12 protein-coding genes are annotated in these 14,146 nt (G+C 69.3%); 6 read left to right on the top strand and 6 right to left on the bottom strand.

Annotated elements, in window-relative coordinates:
- Positions 1-61 precede the first annotated feature (61 nt).
- The gene (locus tag A176_RS27290) at positions 62-844 is read right to left on the bottom strand and encodes a TatD family hydrolase (protein WP_002635428.1); all 783 of its coding nucleotides are present in this window, start codon (positions 842-844) and stop codon (positions 62-64) included.
- A 3-nt stretch (positions 845-847) separates the two neighbouring features.
- Positions 848-2,620, bottom strand: coding sequence for a gamma-glutamyltransferase (gene ggt, locus A176_RS27285; RefSeq protein ID WP_002635429.1), 1,773 nt, complete (start codon positions 2,618-2,620; stop codon positions 848-850).
- A gap of 456 nt (positions 2,621-3,076) precedes the next feature.
- On the opposite strand from ggt, the gene glmU reads away from it, so the two are divergent.
- Both glmU and glmS read left to right on the top strand, forming a co-directional pair.
- On the top strand, positions 3,077-4,489 hold the full coding sequence (gene glmU / locus A176_RS27275) for a bifunctional UDP-N-acetylglucosamine diphosphorylase/glucosamine-1-phosphate N-acetyltransferase GlmU (RefSeq protein ID WP_420811441.1): 1,413 nt from the start codon (positions 3,077-3,079) through the stop codon (positions 4,487-4,489).
- A gap of 107 nt (positions 4,490-4,596) precedes the next feature.
- Positions 4,597-6,432 (top strand): glutamine--fructose-6-phosphate transaminase (isomerizing), encoded by a 1,836-nt coding sequence (glmS, locus tag A176_RS27270; RefSeq protein WP_002635433.1) that lies wholly within the window; start codon positions 4,597-4,599, stop codon positions 6,430-6,432.
- Between the two features lie 79 nt (positions 6,433-6,511).
- Here the strand turns inward: glmS and A176_RS27265 are convergent, their stop codons facing one another.
- The 4 genes from A176_RS27265 to A176_RS27250 are packed head-to-tail and all read right to left on the bottom strand — an operon-like array spanning position 6,512 to position 8,335.
- Complete coding sequence (locus A176_RS27265) at positions 6,512-6,766, bottom strand: hypothetical protein (protein WP_002635434.1); 255 nt, start codon at positions 6,764-6,766, stop codon at positions 6,512-6,514.
- A complete protein-coding gene (locus A176_RS27260; RefSeq protein ID WP_002635435.1) occupies positions 6,763-7,257 on the bottom strand; it encodes a DUF3106 domain-containing protein in 495 nt (164 codons plus the stop codon). Before A176_RS27260 ends, A176_RS27265 begins: the two co-directional genes overlap by 4 nt.
- Positions 7,254-7,733: an anti-sigma factor family protein gene (locus A176_RS27255; RefSeq protein ID WP_002635436.1), complete on the bottom strand. Its 480-nt coding sequence runs from the start codon at positions 7,731-7,733 to the stop codon at positions 7,254-7,256. Before A176_RS27255 ends, A176_RS27260 begins: the two co-directional genes overlap by 4 nt.
- Complete coding sequence (locus A176_RS27250) at positions 7,730-8,335, bottom strand: RNA polymerase sigma factor (RefSeq protein ID WP_002635437.1); 606 nt, start codon at positions 8,333-8,335, stop codon at positions 7,730-7,732. Before A176_RS27250 ends, A176_RS27255 begins: the two co-directional genes overlap by 4 nt.
- A gap of 127 nt (positions 8,336-8,462) precedes the next feature.
- Between A176_RS27250 and A176_RS27245 the strand changes: the two genes are divergently transcribed.
- The 4 genes from A176_RS27245 (at position 8,463) to A176_RS27230 (ending at position 13,881) form a co-directional block, all read left to right on the top strand.
- Positions 8,463-9,218 carry a hypothetical protein gene (locus tag A176_RS27245; RefSeq protein ID WP_002635438.1) on the top strand — a complete coding sequence of 252 codons (756 nt, stop codon included), beginning with the start codon at positions 8,463-8,465 and terminating at the stop codon, positions 9,216-9,218.
- Positions 9,219-9,330: 112 nt separating this feature from the next.
- Positions 9,331-10,425 (top strand): recombinase RecA, encoded by a 1,095-nt coding sequence (gene recA, locus A176_RS27240; RefSeq protein ID WP_002635439.1) that lies wholly within the window; start codon positions 9,331-9,333, stop codon positions 10,423-10,425.
- 157 nt (positions 10,426-10,582) lie between these two features.
- Positions 10,583-12,811 (top strand): alkaline phosphatase D family protein, encoded by a 2,229-nt coding sequence (locus A176_RS27235; RefSeq protein WP_044889364.1) that lies wholly within the window; start codon positions 10,583-10,585, stop codon positions 12,809-12,811.
- Positions 12,812-13,026: 215 nt separating this feature from the next.
- Positions 13,027-13,881, top strand: a complete 855-nt coding sequence (locus A176_RS27230; RefSeq protein ID WP_002635441.1) for an efflux RND transporter periplasmic adaptor subunit — start codon at positions 13,027-13,029, stop codon at positions 13,879-13,881.
- Positions 13,882-14,146 lie beyond the last annotated feature (265 nt).

The following is a 14,146-nucleotide window of genomic DNA, read 5'->3' as shown; positions in this document are numbered from 1 at the left end:
CGCCACGAATGTCGTCGACCCGGGTCAACTCTCCGGGGCTGAGAATGCGTGGAGCCCCGCGTCAGTCGCCGACCTGGAAGAAGCGGGCGGCGTTCTCGTGGGTGATGCGCTGGACGATGCGCTCGGAGAGGCTCGCCTTGGCCAGCAGGTTGGCGGCGCGCGCCAGGCCCAGGATGTCCCCGGCGCCGTCGCCCGCATCGGAGTTGAGCACCAGCCGCTCGCTGCCCAGCCGCCGCACCAGCGCCACGGCGCGCTCGGCCTTGAGCGCCTCGGGATGCAGCGTCAGCCCCGCCCAGTGGCCCACCTCCAGGATGGTGCGCACCGTGCGCGCGTTGGCGTGGTCCACCAGCGCGCGCGAAGGCAGGAGCCCCGACTGCCGCAGCAGCGTGAGGATGCGCCGCGTGTGTCGCTCCTTTTCGGTGGTGGGCGTGTGCACCAGCACGCGCAACTTGAGGCCGCGGGCCAGCGCGAGCTGCTCCAGGAAGGCCTCCTCTTCCTCTTCTCCGCCCGCGTGCAGGCCCGTCTCGCCCAGCGCCACCACGCGCCCGCCCTGGAAGTAGTCGGGCAGGGCGGAGAGGACCTCGGACAGGCCGCGCCGGGGGATGCAGCGCGGGTGGACGCCCAGCGCCGCGTACGCGCGGATGCCCAGGCGCTCCAGCCTTGGGAGTTGCCGCTCCACCAGGTCATCGAAGTGGCGCAGCAGCGCCTTCGACGTGGGCTCCGGGAAGTGGTGCGCCACCACCAGCGCCCGCTCCACGCCGAAGAAGCGCATGGATTCCAAATCCTGGTCGCTCAGGCTCTCCGGGTGGAGGTGCGCGTCGAAGATGGGCGGTGGCGTGGGCACTGCTCAATCCTGCCCCAGGGCGGCGCCCTCGTTGCGGGGATCGCTCGCGGAATAGCGCAGCCCCGTCTTCGGGTCGCTGTACACGGCCTCCGCGTCGCCCCACTGCTCCACGCGGCGGACCTTGTGGCCCTTGGCCTCCAGCACGGACAGCGTCGCCGGCTCCAGCCCCCACCGGTCCACCCACAGCTCGTCGGGCAGGTACTGGTGATGGAGGCGGCCCTCGTTCACCGCGCGCGCCACGTCCATGCCGTGGTCCACCACGTTGCTGATGACCTGGATGACGGTGGTGGGGATGGTGGAGCCGCCCGGGCTGCCCACTGCCAGCATGACGCGCTTGGGGTCGTCCTTGGCGAACACCAGCGTGGGCGACATGGAGGACAGCGGCACCTTGCCCGGGGCAATCGCGTTGGGCTCGCCCGTCACCAGGCCGTAGGCGTTGGGCACGCCGGGCTGCGCGGCGAAGTCGTCCATCTCATCGTTGAGGAGCACGCCGGTGCCCTTGGCCACCACGCACGAGCCGAAGCCGTAGTTCACCGTGGTCGTCATCGCCACCGCGTTGCCGTCCTTGTCGATGACGGAGATGTGCGTGGTGTTCTTCTTCTCCGGCTCGGGCGTCAGGGTGGTGGGCTCGTCCGTCAGCGTGGAGCCGCGGACGCCTTCCTTCGGCGCCAGCAGCGACGCGCTGGGCGTGGCCTTCTTCGGGTCGATGGAGCCCGCCAGGTCCGCCACGTGGCCCGAGGACACCAGCCGCGCCAGGGGCACGTCCACGAAGGCCGGGTCGCCCAGGTACTTGGCCCGGTCCACGTACGCGCGCCGCACGGCCTCCGCGTAGAGGTGCAGTGTCTCCGCGTCCCGGAAGTCGAAGCCCTTGGGGCGAAGCTGCTCCAGCGCGGTCAGCACCTGGATGACGGCCACTCCGCCCGCGCTCGGTGGCGGCATGGTGAGGATGCGGTGGCCGCGGTACGTGCCCTCCAGCGGGGTGGCCTCGCGCGTCTTGTACCGGGCCAGGTCCTCCTGCGTGAGCACGCCGCCGCCGTCCTTCACCGTGGTGGCGATGGCCTTCGCCACCGGCCCCGCATAGAAGGCCTTGGCGCCGCTCTTCGAGATGGCGGTCAATGTCTTCGCCAGGTCGGGCTGGCGAAGCACGTGTCCCAGCGGGGGCGCCTCCCACTGGCCCTGCGCGTTCTTCACCAGGAACACCCGCGCGGCCTCCGCGTCGCGGCTCAGGCACGCCAGGCGGCCCTCCGCCATGGTGCGGTAGCGGGGCGTCACCCACAGGCCCTTCTTCGCCGCCGCGATGGCCGGCGCCAGCACCACCGCGGGCTTGAGCTTGCCGTGGGCCTTGAGCAGCTCCAGGTAGCCCGCCACTGCGCCCGGCACCGCCACACTCAGCGCGCCGTCCGTGGACAGGCCCGGTACCACCTTGCCGTCCTTCAGGTACATGTCGCGCGTGGCCGCCGCGGGGGCCACCTCGCGGAAGTCCAGCACCTGCGTGGCGCCGCTCTTCCCGTCATGCACCAGCGCGAAGCCGCCGCCGCCAATGCCGGAGTGGTAGGGACCCACCACCGCCGCGACGAAGGCCGCCGCCACCGCCGCGTCCGTGGCGTTGCCGCCCTTCTCCAGCATCTCCAGCGCCGCGGCACTCGCCTGGGGGTACGCCGTGGCCACCGCGCCACCCCGGTAGGGCCGCGCCGCCTGCGCTGCGCCGGCCACCAGCAACGCCGCCACCACCAGCCCTCGCCACGTCACCCCACTGCGGAAGCTCGTCTCCTTCACGGGTTCAGCCCTCCTCGCACTGTCGGAACAGTCCCTCGCTGGCTTTCGTCCTGGGTGATGTGTTACCCGGGCGACAAAAGCCTACCCTCCAGTCCAGCGACTGAAGGGGGCCAGACGGACTACATGTGTCCCGGTATGCACGAACCGTATGGTCGGGACCATAGTTTCAGCTAGACGACATTTTTCTTCTTGGATTGTTCCCGGTCGGCGTGCATCCTAGTCCCATCATGAATCGCGTTCGGGGGAGCGTATGAGCACGCCAGCCATGCCCGAGAAAACGACCTCACCCTGCGCCGCGCCCACCGCGGCCGAGGTCACGGTCTTCTTGAAGCCCAGCTTTGGCATCACGATTCAGCGCAACACCCTGTGCGTCTCGGTCCGTGCCAGGGCGCGGCCGGTGGACACCACCCCGCCTTCTGATCCGCGCGCGGTTGACGACTCGATTCCCTGTCCCTAATTCTCCGCCGCATGAGCGTTTTGGCGGCGGTGGTGCTGTGCGCGGGCAAGGGCACGCGGATGAAGTCGGAGAAGGCGAAGGTCCTTCACCCCATCCTCGGCCGGCCCATTTGCGCGTATCCCCTCAAGCGGGCCCTTGAACTGGGCGCCACGTCGGTGGTCCCCGTGGTGGGACACCAGGCGGAGGCGGTGGAGAAGTCGGTTCGCGCCCTCTTTCCGGAGGCCCCCCTGCGCTTCGCGCTCCAGCGCGAGCAGCGCGGCACGGCGGACGCGGTGCGCTCCGCCGAGGAGGCCCTGAAGGGGTACTCCGGGCGGGTCCTCATCCTCTACGGCGACGTGCCGCTGTTGCGCCGGGAGACGCTGGAGGCGCTGCTGGCCGCCCACGACCAGGCGGGCGGCAAGCTGGCCATGGTGGCCACCACCCTGGAAGACCCCACGGGCTACGGCCGCGTCATCCGCGAGGGTGGCAAGGTGACGCGCATCGTGGAGCACAAGGACTGCACCCCGGAGCAGCGCGCGGTGCGCGAGTGCAACGCGGGCATCTACTCCGTGGACGCGGACTTCCTCTGGAAGGCGCTGGCGGAAATCAAGCCGCAGAACGCGCAGGGCGAGTACTACCTCACGGACCTGGTGGAGATGGCCGCGAAGCTGGGCCCCGTGGGCTCGGTGGACGCGGACGCCACGGAGACGGCCGGCGTGAATGACCGGGTGGAGCTGGCCGCGCGCGCGCGCGTGCTCCAGCAGCGCATCAACGAGGCGCACATGCGCGCCGGCGTCACGCTGCTGGACCCCGCCACCACGTACATCGAGGAAGGCGTCACCGTCGGCTCCGACACGGAAGTGGGCCCCAGCGTCACGCTGGCCGCCGGCACCGTGGTGGGCAAGGGCTGCTCCATTGGCCAGGGCAGCGTGCTGCATGCCTCCACCGTCGCGGATGGCACCGTCATCAAGCCCTATTCCGTGCTGGAAGAGGCGCGGGTGGGGGAGCGCAATGTCATTGGTCCCTTCTCGCGGCTGCGGCCCGGAACGGAGCTGGCCGAGGACGTGCATCTGGGCAACTTCGTGGAGACGAAGAAGGCTCGCATTGGAAAAGGTTCGAAGGCCAACCACCTCACCTACCTGGGTGATGCTGTCATTGGTTCAGGGTGCAACGTGGGGGCGGGCACCATCACCTGTAACTATGACGGGGTGAACAAGCACCTCACCGAGCTGGGCGACGGCGTGTTCATCGGTTCCGACACGCAATTGGTGGCGCCCGTGAAGGTGGGCGACGGCTCGTATGTCGGCGCGGGCACCACGGTGACGAAAAATGTGCCTCCCGGGAGCCTCGCTGTGTCCCGCACGCCACAGGTGACCAAGGAAGGTTGGGTGGCCACCAAGAAGGCGCGGCAAGCGAAGGCTCGGGCTGGCTAGACGGCGCGGCTCTTGCTTGGGAACCAGGCAGAGCGCTGCACGGCAGGGATGTAGGGGAATCCCGCGGATTGCTCCGGCGGGCGTGGGCGTGAGAGAGAGGTGCAACTATGTGCGGGATTGTTGGTTACGTCGGTGACAAGGAATCAGCCCCCATCCTGGTTTCGGGCCTGAAGCGGCTCGAATACCGTGGCTATGACTCGGCGGGCGTCGCGGTGCTGAACCAGCGCAAGCTCAACGTGGTTCGGGCCACGGGCAAGCTCCGCAACCTGGAGAACCGCGTGGTGGCGGACCAGCCGCCGGGGAACATCGGCATCGGCCACACCCGCTGGGCCACGCACGGGCGCCCCTCCGACGAGAACGCCCACCCGCACACGTACAAGGACGTGGCGGTGGTGCACAACGGCATCATCGAGAACCACCTGGCGCTCAAGGAGCAGCTCCGCGCGCGGGGGCACGTCTTCTCCTCCGAGACGGACTCCGAGGTGTTCGCGCACCTCATCTCCGAAGAGCTGGAGCGCGGTCTGGAGCTGCCGGACGCGGTGCGCGCGGCCATTGCCCAGGTGAAGGGGACCTACGCGCTGGCCGTGCTGACGGCCAATGACCCCAGCCGCATCGTCTGCACCAAGGACGCCTCGCCCATGGTGCTGGGCCTGGGCGAAGGGCAGAACTTCCTGGCCAGCGACGTGCCGGCGCTGCTCGAGCACACGCGCGACTTCGTCTACATGGAAGAGGGTGACCTGGCCGTCATCACCGCGGCGGCCGTGGACATCTACAACCGCCAGGGCCAGAAGGTGAACCGGCCCACCCGCCGCATCGACTGGACGCCGATGATGGCGGAGAAGGGCGGCCACAAGCACTTCATGCACAAGGAAATCTGGGAGCAGCCCCGCGCCGTCGCGGACACGCTGCGCGGCCGGATGCTCCTGTCGGAAGGCGACGTGCACTTCGAGGGCTGGAACCTGTCGGCGGAGAAGGTCCGCTCGCTGACCAAGGTCACCATCCTCGCGTGCGGCACCTCGTGGCACTCCGGTGTCGCGGGCAAGCACATGATCGAGTCGCTGGCGCGGCTGCCGGTGGAGGTCGAGCTGGCGAGCGAGTTCCGCTACCGCGACCCCATCGTCGACAACACGCACCTGGCCATCGCCATCAGCCAGTCGGGTGAGACGGCGGACACGCTGGCGGCCTTCAAGGAGGCCAAGGCCCGCGGCGCCACGTCCATGGCCATCTGCAATGTCATTGGCAGCGCGATGACGCGCGAGGCCGACTTCTCCGTGCTCACCAACGCGGGCCCGGAGATTGGCGTGGCGTCCACGAAGGCGTTCACCACGCAGTTGGTGGCGCTCTACCTGCTGGCCGTCAAGCTGGGCCGCATGCGTGGCACCCTCTCCGTGGAGGCGGCGCAGGAGCACCTGACGCACCTGACGAAGGTGCCGAAGATGATTGAGGACGTGCTCAAGTGCGAGCCCGCCGTCACGCGCGTCTCGCGTGAGTACATGAACGCGCAGGACTTCCTGTTCCTCGGCCGTGGCCCCATGCACCCGGTGGCGCTGGAGGGCGCGCTCAAGCTGAAGGAAATCTCGTACATCCACGCGGAGGGCTACGCGGGTGGCGAGATGAAGCACGGCCCCATCGCGCTCATCGACGACAAGATGCCGGTGGTCGTCATCGCGCCGAAGCAGCCGCACGTGGCCTACGAGAAAATCATTGGCAACATCGAGGAGGTCCGCGCGCGCGGTGGCAAGGTGATTGCCATCATCGACGAGGACGACGAGCACGTGGCGGGCCTGGCCGACCAGGTCATCCGGATTCCGCCCGCCTGCGCGCTGCTGGCGCCGGTGGTGGCCACCATTCCCCTGCAGCTTCTCGCCTACCACGTGGCGGACCTGCGCGGGAATGACGTGGACCAGCCGCGTAACCTGGCCAAGAGCGTGACGGTGGAGTAGCCGCCGGTTCGTCTCACGGTGTGAAACGTTCGAGGCCCGGGCTCCCTGAATGGGGGCTCGGGCTTCGTCGTTTCCGGACTCAGTCGTCGCGGGTCAGTTCGAGCAGCAGGTCCAACGCCTCGGCGGCGTCCAGGCCCTCGAGGAGCTCCAGGTGGTCCACCACCTCGCGGTCCTCGGCGGAGAGGGTGTCGCGGGCGCGCGGCGGCTCGCCGGTGGGATGCGGCTTCTCGGGGACAGCGGGCGCGTGCCGCGGCGGCTCGCGGGATGGCGCGGGCTGTGCGGCGGCGGTGCCGCCCAGCAGCAGGCCCAGCACCGCGAAGGCAATGCCTCTCACGGCTGCCGCCTCTCGCGCAGCCGCTCGCGGACCTCCTGGCGCTGTTCGGGAGACATCTGTCGCCAGCGGCGCAGGTTGTCCCTCAATTGCTCGCGGCGCTCCGGATTCTCCTGCAGGTACTGCCGGATGCGCTGGCGCAGCTCGGCGCGTTGCTCCGGGTCCAGCTTTCGCAGCTCCCGGGCGCGCTCGCGCAACGTCTGGCGTTCGGCGGGGGTGAGGCGTTGGAACTCGCGCAGGTTGGCGCGGATGCGCTCGCGCTCCTCGGGGGCCAGTTGGCGCCAGCGCTCCAGGTTGGCGCGGATGCGCGCCTGCTCCGCGGGAGGCATCGCCTTGAACTCGCGCAGCTTCGCGCGCAGGGCTTCCTTCTGCTCCGGCGTCATCTGCTCGAAGCGCTCCGCGGCCGTGCGCGGCGCGGGTGTCTCCGCGCGCGAGGCGGCCCCCGAGAGCAGCGCGACCATCAACCCCAGCGAGGCAAGACTCCGGCCCATCATTGCACCACCTCCAGTTCGTGGAGCTTCGTGACGACCTCCACGTCATCCATGTCGGTAAGTCCCAGCACCTCGTAGTCCTCGGCCAGCTCCAGGTTCGCCGCCAGCTCGATGACGGAGGCGTCTTCCATCCCCAGCGCCGCGTCCGGGCCAGGGGCCATCATGCGCAGCGACACCGCGAGCACCGCCGCCAGTCCTGTGGCGGGCACCAGCACCGCCGGCCGCAGCCAGCGCCTCACCCGTTCCGACCATGGGGTGGGCAGCGCATCCAGCTTCGCGAACACCTCGCGCCGAGTGGCGGGGGAGGGTTCGAACGCGGGCAGCTCCGCCATCCTCGCCACGGTGGCGCGCAGGAGCGTCTCCGTGGCCCGACAGGCCGCGCAGGCGTCCAGGTGGGCTCGCACCTGCGCGCTCCGGGCGGCGGGCAGCTCGCCGTCCACGTAGGCCGTCACGTCGTCTTCGAAATCACCACACCTCATGCCCTGCTCCTCGCGGGCATGGTGCCCGCCTGCGGCCCTTCAAGCCTGCGCGCCACCGCCAGCGTGGCGCGGTGGATGAGGCTCTTCACGGCGGACTCGCTCGCCTCGAGCGCCTCCGCGATGTCCCGGTACGCCATGCCCTCGAAGCGGCACATGGTGAAGGCGGCGCGCTCGCGGGCGCTCATGTCCGCCAGCGCCGCGCCCACCACCTGCTCCAGCTCCCGGCCCTCCAGCGCCGTGTCGGGCCTGTCGCCCTGGGGGCCCTCCAGCTCCACGACGTCTGGGTCGTCTCCGCCCAGTCCGTGCGCGGGCATGTGGGGCGCCCGGTACTCGCCGCGCCTCACTTCGTTGAGACAGTGATGGGTGGCCACGCGGAACAGGAAGGTCTTGAAGCGCGCCGTGGGTTGGTAGGCGCGCGCGTTCCGGTAGAGCTTCACGAAGATGTCCTGCGTCAGCTCTTCCGCTCGCGCCCGGTTGCCCACGAAGCGGAACGCGAAGCGCGCCACGCTCGCGTGGTAGCGGTCGAACAGCCAGGCAAAGGCCTGCCGGTCTCCCGCCGCCACCTTCAACATCACCTGTGCGTCCGGGTCCGCGTCGTCCACTCTGACATCAACCCCGTTGTCCGGTGAAAGTTGCGGGGCGCCTTCGCTTTGTGCCGGCCACGGGGGCGTGGCTACAGTTTCCGTCATGCCCGACGCGCCGCGCATACATCCGCCTACGCCGCGGTCCATGGAGGGGGAGGACGCGGCGCCGCGCACGGACGTCGCGCCCTGGGCGCCGCTGCCCGAGGACGACGCGCCCACGCTGCCGCCCACGGGTGGTTTCGCGCATCGCCGGGGAAAGCCCACGCCCCATCTGGATTTGCCGCTGCCGGTGCTGGTGCTCATCGAGCAGGCGACGCGCGCCGACGCGGTGCTCCGCCCCGCGATGGCGGAGCGGCTGAACCATCAACTGGCCCGGATGGCCCAGACGGGCGGGGACCGGCTGGTGGCGGACACCTTCTTGCGGCTGCTGGAGAGCGGACGGCTCAACGGCCTGGTGGACCCGAAAGGGCGCTCGTGCCGCGCGGCGGCGGTGGAGGCCCTGTTGTCGCTGGGCTTCCCCTACGCCCTCGAAGTCCGGCCCGAGGACCTGGAGCACCAGCGCGCCAACGTGCTGGCGCAGCGGAAGAAGGGGCAGGTGAGGCCCTATACGGTCATGGCGGTGGCTGTGGGCGGCCTCTGGGTCCAGTGGCTCTACGAGGCCCTCCGCCCCTCCAAGGATGCCGGCCTGCTCACCTCGCAGGTGGGACTGATGCTGCTGGCCATGGCCGCCTTGTGGCTTGCTCCGCCCCGAACGCCCGTGTACCGCGTGGGGATGCTGCTCCTGGCCCTGGTGTCCCTGGTGGGGGTGTCGCTGCCACTCCTGGCGGGGGCCCCCCTGGGGCTGTGGGCGGGGTTGGCGGGTCTGGTGGCCGCCTTCCTGGCTGCCCTCCGCGAGGGCTGACCCACAGGATGCAGCACGGATGTCAGAGGGGTGGACTAGGGTCTACCCATCGCGTACTAAATGCGCGTTCAGGTGAGCCGGGGTGGCTCGCCAATACAAGGAGCTACGAGCAATGGCCGTGAATCAGGAGAAGGAAAAGGCGATCGAACTGGCGATGTCCGCGGTGGAGCGCCAGTTCGGCAAGGGGTCCATCATGCGGCTCGGCAAGGACGAGCCTCTGATGCGCGACATTCAGGCCATCCCGACGGGCTCCATCTCGCTGGACATCGCCCTGGGCGTGGGTGGCGTGCCCAAGGGTCGCATCATCGAAATCTTCGGGCCGGAGTCGTCCGGTAAGACGACGCTGTGTCTCCACATCGTCGCGGAAGCGCAGAAGCGTGGCGGCATCTGCGGCTACGTGGACGCGGAGCACGCGCTGGACGTGGGCTACGCGCGCAAGCTGGGCGTTCGCACCGATGACCTGCTGCTGAGCCAGCCGGACACCGGTGAGCAGGGCCTGGAAATCGCCGAGATGCTGGTGCGCTCGGGCGCCATCGACGTGCTGGTGGTGGACTCGGTGGCCGCGCTCGTGCCGAAGGCGGAGCTCGAGGGTGAGATGGGCGACGCGCACATGGGTGTGCAGGCCCGCCTCATGAGCCAGGCGCTCCGCAAGCTGACGGGCACCATCGCCAAGAGCCAGACGTGCGTCATCTTCATCAATCAGATCCGCATGAAGATTGGCGTGATGTTCGGCAACCCGGAGACGACGACGGGCGGCAACGCGCTGAAGTTCTACGCGTCGCAGCGCCTGGACATCCGCCGCATCGGCGCCATCAAGAATGGCGACAACGTGGTGGGCAGCCGCACCCGCGTGAAGGTGGTGAAGAACAAGGTCGCGCCCCCGTTCAAGGAAGTCGAGTTCGACATCATGTACGGCACGGGCATCTCCCGTGAGGGTGACCTCATCGACCTCGCCTCCAACGAGAACATCGTGGAGAAGAGCGGTAGCTGGTTCTCCTTCAACGGAGAGCGCATCGGTCAGGGCCGGGAGAACGTGAAGGACTACCTGCGCGAGCACCCGGAAGTGATGAAGGACATCGAAACCCGCGTGCTGGAGAAGTACGGCATCGCGAAGGGCCCGGGCGGCGCGCCGGCCACCCCGGCGGCGGAAGAAGCTCCCGCTGAGGGTGGCAGCGAGAAGCGCGGCCGCGTGAAGGCCGTGAAGTAGTCCGCCCGCGGAACCGGTGTTTTCCGGTTCGTTGCCAGAAGTTTGAGGGCCGTCCACCGCGAGGTGGACGGCCCTTTTGCTTGGCGTCCGTCGTCTTCTACGGGGTTGCCGTACCGAGCGTGGGTGACACGGCGCGTTGTCATTTCATCCGGTGGGGATGTTTCCTGCTGAGCGGAAGGGCGCTCTAGACTCAGGGCCCTGTTTCCTAACCCGCGCAACCCGGAGTGCCGCCTTGTTCGACCGATTCAAACGCCGCAGTTTCCTCCAGGCCGTCGTCGCCGTTGCCGCGACCACGGCGTTCGGATGTTCCGACGACGAGACGTCCTCGGATGCGAGCGAGAAGTACTTCCCTCAGTCGGTGTGCTCGGGTGATCCGCGTCCGGACAGCGTGGTGTTGTGGGTGCGCGCGGTGGACCCGGACAACGCGGGCGCGGACACGACGGTGCGGTTGGAGGTGTCCACCAGCGAGTCGTTCAGCAGCCTGGTGCTGGACCAGTCCTTCACGGCGCGGGCGAGCTTCGACCATGCGCTGAAGGTGAAGGTCACCAACCTGTCGGCGCGCACGACGTACTACTACCGCTTCAGCGTCGACAAGGCGGGGCAGCGCTTCTCCTCGGCGACGGGCCGCACGCGCACCGCGCCGAACGCCACCGACGACGTGCCGGTGAAGTTCGTCTTCGCGAGCTGCCAGGATTACATCGGCCGGTACTACAACGCGTGGCAGCGCCTGCTGCAGCTCAACGAGGACCTCGACTTCGTCGTGTTCCTGGGCGACTACATCTACGAGACGACGGGCGACGCGACCTTCCAGTCCGTGGACGGCCGCGGCGTGGCGTTCAGCGAGCCGGAGAAGGCGCTGCGTCAGGGCACGGGCCTGACGGGGTTCTACGCGGCCAACTCGCTGTCCAACTACCGCGACCTCTACAAGAACCTGCGCACGGACAAGATGATTCAGCGCGTGCACGAGCGCTACGCGTTCATCATCACCTGGGATGACCACGAGTTCTCCGACGACTGCTGGGGCGACGTCGCGACGTACACGGACGAGCGCGTCGACGAGAAGCAGACGGAGCGCCGCCGCAACGCCGAGCAGGCCTTCTTCGAGTACATCCCCATGGACCACGGCGCCAGCGGCGCGGGTGCCATCGACATCAACGCGGTGGTGAGCCAGCCCACGCGCATCTTCCGTGACTTCGAGTTCGGCCGGAACCTGAAGCTGCTGGTGACGGACACGCGCACCTACCGCCCCGACCACCTCATCCCCGAGGACGGGTACCCGGGCACGGTGGCGGTGCCGCAGGAGCAGTTGAACCTGGTGCTGCCGACGCTGCCCGCGCCCGTCCAGGCGCAGCTCCAGTCGGACATGTTCGCCTACGTGGACATCGATGTTCCGGCGCTCACGCCGTACAAGCAGGTCCTGACGGCCGTGTACGTCCAGCAGGCGCTCGCCGCGGGCCTGACGCAGGAAGACGCGGGCGCGAGGGCCGCGCAGTGGGTGTCGGGCAACCTGGCGCTGCTCTACGTGAACCAGGTGGTGGCCGCCGTGAATCAGCAGCGCGTGGCCGCGGGTGAGTCTGCCATTCCGGCCATCCCCGCCGCGGGTGCGTCGCGTGGCCTTGCCTACGCGCACATGGGCAAGACGGGCCTGTTCGGCATGCAGGGCTCGCGCTACGTCGTGGTGAAGCCCATCTTCGACCTGTTCGCGGCCATCAAGTACATGGGCTCGCAGGGCGCGACGGAGAACATCTTCGGCACCGAGCAGGAGGCGTGGCTGCGCCAGACGATGGCGGAGGCCACCAACGCGTGGAAGATTGTCGTCTCCTCCATCTCGCTCACGTCCATGGTGTTCCAGTTGAGCGACAAGCTGGACGTCCCGGACCTCACGCTGCGCCAGGACTTCTACTTCAACGTGGACCAGTGGGACGGCTTCCCCACCAAGAAGCAGGAGTTCTTGAAGTTCCTGCGCGACAGCCAGGTGCGCAACCCGCTGTTCATCTCCGGTGACATCCACGCGTCCTTCGCGTCCGTGGAGTCCGGCATCCCCGCGCTGACGGCGCCGGGCATCTCCTCCGGCTCCATCAAGGAGCTGGCGGGTCTGGCCGTCATCGGCGCGGGCTTCTCGTCGGGCAGCACGGTGTACCGGCACATCGTGACGAACCTGAACGAGTCCCTGGCGGAGGCCAACCCCGGCATCTCCTTCGTGGACGGTGACGCGCACGGCTTCGTGGTGTTGGAGGTCAACGGCACCGAGGCCAAGGCCGCCTTCCACCTCATCCCGAGCGCGGAAGTGGCCAAGGACTACTCGCTGCGCCAGGACGGCGAGTTGACCTCGAAGTTCAAGCGCCTCGACTTCGTCGTCCGGGACGGCGTCATCACCGCCGCCTGAGTAGGGCGGGCCTCACCGTCACGGTGAGGTGTGAGGGCCGCGCCGGGAGCCTGTCTGGGGCTCCGGGTGGCGGCCCTCGGCCGTTTCAGGGTGGGGGAGGCGCGGTGTAGACTGACGGGCAGCATGCGCGCCCACGTCCTCTCCAGCGAAGAGTCCACCGCGTGAGTCGAAGGGATTGTGTCAGGCGCATCCTGCGTCCAGTCCGTGGTGGGGTGGTGGGCGCCGTCTTGCTGGGCGCGGCGGGGGCGCTGGCGGCCGCGCCGGCACCAGACGCCGCGCAGGCGCAGCGTTCCAAACCTTCCGGAGCGGAGCCGCTCGTCGGCGTGGTGGTGGCCCGTCACACGTTGGACCTGACCGCGCAGCAGGATGGCCGGTTGCAGGTGCTCAAGGTGAACCTGGGCGACCGCGTCACCTCTGGACAGGTGCTGGCCCAGCTCGAGCTGGAGCCGCTTCAACTGGAGGCCGCGGCGCGCCAGGCCCAGTTCCAGGCGGCGCAGGCGGAGGTGAGCCGCACGGAGCTGCTGCTGCTCCAGTCGCAGCAGCGCCTCAAGCGTGAGCAGCGCATCCAGGCCTTCACCGCCGCGGAGGCCGTGGAGACGGCGGAGACCGAGGTGGCCCTGGCGAAGGTGAACGTGGAGCTGGCGCAGGCCCGGCGCGCGGAGGCCAAGGCGGTGCTCGACGCCGCGAGCCGGAACCTGGAGCTGGCGCGGATTCGCGCGCCCTTCGCGGGCCGCGTCACCGAGCTGTACCAGGTGCCCGGCGTCACGGTGGGCCGGGCGACCCCCGTCGTGCGCTTGGTGAGCGAGGAGCTGAAGCTGCGCTTCGCCGTCCCGGAACACGTCGCGCCCAAAGTGCGCCTGGGGACGCCGGTGCGAGTCCATCTGCCCGCGCTGGGCCTGACGCTGGATGGCGAGGTGGACAGCCTCGCGCCCGAGGTGGACGTGTCCTCGCGGCACCAGAAGGCGGAGGCCCGGCTGCGGTTGGACAGCTCACTGCGCGACCGGTTGGCGACGGGCCTTCTGGCGGATGTGGAGCTGGGGCCGCCGCCCGTGTCTCGACAGACGCCGTGACGGCGGCTCAGGCCGACGTGAAGGGAGAGGGCCGCGCCCGGAGCGGCGCGTCCTGGAGGCTGCCGCCGGCGTGAGGGGCGCTGCCCGCCAGACGCCCCTGCCGGGTGCCTGGGGGCATCACCCCGTGAGCTTCTGCTGGAGGACGCGGTCCTGATGCGCCACAAGCTCGCTGGTGCGGGGCACCGCGCGCCGGGCGCCCCTGCCGGGTGTCTGGGGCGTCACCCCGTGAGCTTCTGCTGGAGGACGCGGTCCTGATGCGCCACAA

This window comes from Myxococcus hansupus (assembly GCF_000280925.3).
GTDB classification, from domain to species: Bacteria; Myxococcota; Myxococcia; order Myxococcales; family Myxococcaceae; genus Myxococcus; species Myxococcus hansupus.
This window is presented reverse-complemented; position numbering and strand designations above follow the sequence as displayed.

Excerpts from the sequence above, each read along its gene's own strand:
- recA (WP_002635439.1), top strand. The coding sequence starts at position 9,331 with ATGGCCGTGAATCAGGAGAAGGAAAAGGCGATCGAACTGGCGATGTCC.
- glmS (WP_002635433.1), top strand. The coding sequence starts at position 4,597 with ATGTGCGGGATTGTTGGTTACGTCGGTGACAAGGAATCAGCCCCCATC.
- A176_RS27260 (WP_002635435.1), bottom strand. The coding sequence starts at position 7,257 with ATGATGGGCCGGAGTCTTGCCTCGCTGGGGTTGATGGTCGCGCTGCTC.
- A176_RS27255 (WP_002635436.1), bottom strand. The coding sequence starts at position 7,733 with ATGAGGTGTGGTGATTTCGAAGACGACGTGACGGCCTACGTGGACGGC.
- A176_RS27245 (WP_002635438.1), top strand. The coding sequence starts at position 8,463 with ATGGAGGGGGAGGACGCGGCGCCGCGCACGGACGTCGCGCCCTGGGCG.
- A176_RS27235 (WP_044889364.1), top strand. The coding sequence starts at position 10,583 with ATGTTTCCTGCTGAGCGGAAGGGCGCTCTAGACTCAGGGCCCTGTTTC.